This is a genomic window from Streptomyces sp. NPDC048461 (assembly GCF_055587105.1).
In genome coordinates, this window is sequence record NZ_JBVJGW010000075.1 from 1 (window position 1) to 1,688 (window position 1,688).

Annotated in this window: 2 protein-coding genes and 1 pseudogene; all 3 read right to left on the reverse strand. The window is 61.5% G+C overall.

Going from position 1 to position 1,688, the window contains the following annotated elements:
* Positions 1-162 precede the first annotated feature (162 nt).
* A complete protein-coding gene (locus tag ACZ6S8_RS39560) occupies positions 163-771 on the reverse strand; it encodes an RHO alpha subunit C-terminal catalytic domain-containing protein (RefSeq protein ID WP_469463252.1) in 609 nt (202 codons plus the stop codon).
* A gap of 76 nt (positions 772-847) precedes the next feature.
* A pseudogene (locus tag ACZ6S8_RS39565) lies at positions 848-1,237 on the reverse strand (aromatic ring-hydroxylating oxygenase subunit alpha); the annotation flags it as partial.
* Between the two features lie 26 nt (positions 1,238-1,263).
* Positions 1,264-1,688: BCCT family transporter (locus ACZ6S8_RS39570; protein WP_469463251.1), on the reverse strand; the 425-nt coding region annotated here is incomplete at its 5' end.

The window sequence follows — 1,688 nt, forward strand, 5'->3', positions numbered from 1 at the left end:
ATTGGCCGGCCGGTGGCGGGATCGCTCACCGGCAGGGTTTCCTGGTTGTCGGCGTCGCGCCATTGGCCGTTGATATATGCCTGTTGGCGGAATAGCGCCCGATCGGAAATTTTCACAAGAACCTCACAAGTCAGGGGAAAGGGGCCCGCGGGCCCCGTCGCATCAAGGTTGATAAACCTGCGCCAGCAGGTTGTGGAAGTGGGCGATGCCGTGTTCGCTGACGCCGCTGCCGGCGCCGTCGGCCATGATGCGCCCCTGGCCGCGATAGCCGCGCGACTTCAGGCCTTTTTGCACGCTTTCCACCAGCCGCAAATCTTCCGGGCGGAACACGTCGCGGTACCAGTCGATCAGTTTGAGCTGTTCGTCGCTCAAATCGGTGTTGGTGAAGTAGATGTCGTAGTGCTGCAGGGTGGTTTCCGCATCGACCGGGAACTCATAGATCACCGTCATCATGCCTTCCAGCGGCGGCATGTTGAACATGGTGCACGGCCACAGCCAGATGCCGTGGAAGCTGGATTCTTTGCCCTCTTCAAACTTGAACGACTGCTCGGAAGGGCGGGCGTAGCCGAACTGCAGCGTCCAGTTGCCGTGCAGGGTGTGCCAGTAGCGATCGACCTGCACCGAGTCGGCGAAGCCGGGGTGTGCCGGGCCGCAGTGGTAGCACTCGAGGTAGTTGTCGACGATGTTCTTCGACCTGCGGGCAGGCCTCGCGCACTTTGGCGCCGAGGCCCGGCAGCTGGTCTTCCACCGTGCCGGCCTGCGAGTCCAGATTGACGTAAATAAACCCGGCGTACTCTTCGACCCGCACCGGCATCAGGTGCGAGTTTTCCTTATCAAAGTTCTGCACGTTTTCGCAGTTGCGCGCGTGCGCCAGTTCGCCGTCCAGCTTGAACGCCCAGGCGTGATAAGGGCAGGTGATGACGTTCTTCGCCCGGCCGTCGCCCGCCAGCAGTTGGTGGCCGCGGTGCGGGCAGACGTTGTAAAAGGCGCGCAGCACGTTGTCGCGGCCGCGCACCACCAGAATGTTTTCACCGATGATCTCGCGGGTGATGTAGTCGTTCGGTTGGGCAAGCTCGCTGCGGTGCGCCACACAAATCCAGCTGGTGGCGAACACCTGCTCTTTTTCGTGCTCGAACGCCGCCTGGTGGGTATAGAACCGGGCTGGAATGGTGTAAGCCTCACGGGCGTCGGCGCAGAAATCTTTCGGTAAGGTAAATTCAGGGATCAGAGTGCTCATAAGTTAACCTTCCTCTTTTCTTATTGTCATTTCGCCATAGGGCGCGGTTGATACGACGATGGAGCGGGGAGTTCGGCGGCCGCCGGTGCTTCGGGCAGCGCCGGCGGGCTGCTTTCGATCAGGTGCGCCGGGATGGCCGCGTAGTCCTGCTTTAGCCAGCGGGCAAAGCCGTAGGTTTTCACCAGCAGCACCAGCAGGAACGGCAGCGCGGTCAGGATCACCGTGGTTTTCATGGTGTCCAGCGAGGCGCCGGTAAACAGGATCGACAGCGGGATCAGGGTGATCACCACGCACCAGAACAGGCGCAGCATCGGACTGGGATCTTGCCCCTCCTGCAGGTTGCGGGTGCTGGTGGCGGCCATGGTGTAGGCCACCGCGTCCATGTGCGAGGCCAGGAAAATGATCATGATGAACAGATAGGCGGCCAGGAACAGCTTGCCGAGCGGCAGCG